Genomic DNA, 1,881 nt, shown 5'->3' with positions numbered 1-1,881 from the left:
AAAGGGTGATAGCCCCGTAACCGACACATCATAATCAGTGAAAACGAGTAGGGCGGGACACGTGATATCCTGTCTGAATATGGGGGGACCATCCTCCAAGGCTAAATACTACTGACTGACCGATAGTGAACCAGTACCGTGAGGGAAAGGCGAAAAGAACCCCTGTGAGGGGAGTGAAATAGAACCTGAAACCGTGTACGTACAAGCAGTAGGAGCACCTTCGTGGTGTGACTGCGTACCTTTTGTATAATGGGTCAGCGACTTAATTTTAGTAGCAAGGTTAACCGTTTAGGGGAGCCGTAGGGAAACCGAGTCTTAACTGGGCGTACAGTTGCTAGGATTAGACCCGAAACCAGGTGATCTAGCCATGGGCAGGTTGAAGGTTGAGTAACATCAACTGGAGGACCGAACCGACTAATGTTGAAAAATTAGCGGATGACTTGTGGCTAGGGGTGAAAGGCCAATCAAACCTGGAGATAGCTGGTTCTCCCCGAAAGCTATTTAGGTAGCGCCTCGGACGAATACTACTGGGGGTAGAGCACTGTTAAGGCTAGGGGGTCATCCCGACTTACCAACCCTTTGCAAACTCCGAATACCAGTAAGTACTATCCGGGAGACACACGGCGGGTGCTAACGTCCGTCGTGGAGAGGGAAACAACCCAGACCGCCAGCTAAGGTCCCAAAGTATAGCTAAGTGGGAAACGATGTGGGAAGGCTCAGACAGCCAGGATGTTGGCTTAGAAGCAGCCATCATTTAAAGAAAGCGTAATAGCTCACTGGTCGAGTCGGCCTGCGCGGAAGATGTAACGGGGCTAAGCTATACACCGAAGCTGCGGCTACGTACCTTAGGGTATGTGGGGTAGGGGAGCGTTCTGTAAGCCGTTGAAGGTGGTCTGTAAGGGCTGCTGGAGGTATCAGAAGTGCGAATGCTGACATGAGTAACGATAAAGGGAGTGAAAAACTCCCTCGCCGGAAGACCAAGGGTTCCTGTCCAACGTTAATCGGGGCAGGGTAAGTCGACTCCTAAGGCGAGGCCGAAAGGCGTAGTCGATGGGAAACGGGTTAATATTCCCGTACTTCTTACAATTGCGATGGGGGGACGGAGAAGGCTAGGTGGGCCTGGCGACGGTTGTCCAGGTTCAAGTATGTAGGCGGGTGGTTTAGGTAAATCCGGACCGCTACTAACGCTGAGATACGATGTCGAGCTACTACGGTAGTGAAGTCATTGATGCCATGCTTCCAGGAAAAGCCTCTAAGCTTCAGATTGTAAGGAATCGTACCCCAAACCGACACAGGTGGTCGGGTAGAGAATACCAAGGCGCTTGAGAGAACTCGGGTGAAGGAACTAGGCAAAATGGTACCGTAACTTCGGGAGAAGGTACGCTCTTATCAGTGAAGTCCCTTGCGGATGGAGCAGACGAGAGTCGCAGATACCAGGTGGCTGCAACTGTTTATTAAAAACACAGCACTGTGCAAAATCGTAAGATGACGTATACGGTGTGACGCCTGCCCGGTGCCGGAAGGTTAATTGATGGGGTTAGACTTCGGTCGAAGCTCTTGATCGAAGCCCCGGTAAACGGCGGCCGTAACTATAACGGTCCTAAGGTAGCGAAATTCCTTGTCGGGTAAGTTCCGACCTGCACGAATGGCGTAATGATGGCCACGCTGTCTCCACCCGAGACTCAGTGAAATTGAAATCGCTGTGAAGATGCAGTGTACCCGCGGCTAGACGGAAAGACCCCGTGAACCTTTACTACAGCTTGGCACTGAACATTGAACCTACATGTGTAGGATAGGTGGGAGACTATGAAATTGCGTCGCTAGATGTGATGGAGTCGTCCTTGAAATACCACCCTTGTAGTTTTGATGTTCTAACGTTGG

1 rRNA gene is annotated in these 1,881 nt (G+C 51.0%); it reads left to right on the top strand.

What is annotated here, in order from left to right:
• Positions 1 to 1,881 (top strand): 23S ribosomal RNA (locus tag L8S15_RS21635); the annotation flags it as partial.

This window comes from Vibrio sp. S/42/10 (assembly GCF_029890535.1).
Classification (GTDB): Bacteria; Pseudomonadota; Gammaproteobacteria; order Enterobacterales; family Vibrionaceae; genus Vibrio; species Vibrio cyclitrophicus.
Note: the sequence above shows the minus strand (reverse complement) of the source record. Positions and strands in the feature narration are given on the sequence as shown.